Consider the following 606-nt stretch of genomic DNA (forward strand, 5'->3'; position numbering starts at 1 on the left):
GGCACGGCCCCGTCGGCCGCCCCGTACCCCACCCACCCCGCCGGGGAGCGGCCGGTGTCACCGGACCGGCCCGCCGCCGACGGTGCGGGCGGCGGACGGGACTGGTTCGACGAGATGCCCACCGTGGACACGGGACCGCCTCCGGCGGGGCCTGCGGAGCCCCCCGTCGGCGACGACCTCCCCACCGACGACCTCCCCACCGACGACCCCGGACCCGCGGAGTTCGGCCCGACCGGCGACGAGCCCACGGAGATCCCGTACCGCTATCGTCGGTGAGCCTCGCGTGTCACTCTGGCGGTATGGCAGCGAAACGCAAGGACCCGAACCCCCCGTCCGGCTGGTGGTACAACACCCGCACCGGTGAGGTCGAGCACGGCGAGCTGTCCCGGGCCATCGATCTGATGGGTCCGTACCCGGACGAGGCGACCGCCCGCCGTGCCCTGGAGATCGCCCAGGAGCGCACCGAGCGGGCCGACCGGGCCGAGGCCGAGTGGCGCGGCGAGGACGTCGAGGACGTCTCCGAGCCGTGACCGGGCGCTCACCCCGCCGGTGGTGAGCGCCGGGGACACGGCCTTCCCCGCCCGGTCCGGTGCGGCCCGTGTCCGG

At 76.2% G+C, this 606-nt stretch carries 1 protein-coding gene and 1 pseudogene; both read left to right on the plus strand.

The window, feature by feature from the left end:
* Nucleotides 1–276: pseudogene (locus tag SACPADRAFT_RS0209860) on the plus strand (hypothetical protein); the annotation flags it as partial.
* A 23-nt stretch (nt 277–299) separates the two neighbouring features.
* Nucleotides 300–530 (plus strand): hypothetical protein, encoded by a 231-nt coding sequence (locus SACPADRAFT_RS0209865; RefSeq protein ID WP_028662359.1) that lies wholly within the window; start codon nt 300–302, stop codon nt 528–530.
* Nucleotides 531–606: the final 76 nt, after the last annotated feature.

This window comes from Saccharomonospora iraqiensis subsp. paurometabolica YIM 90007 (genome assembly GCF_000231035.2).
GTDB classification, from domain to species: domain Bacteria; phylum Actinomycetota; class Actinomycetes; order Mycobacteriales; family Pseudonocardiaceae; genus Saccharomonospora; species Saccharomonospora paurometabolica.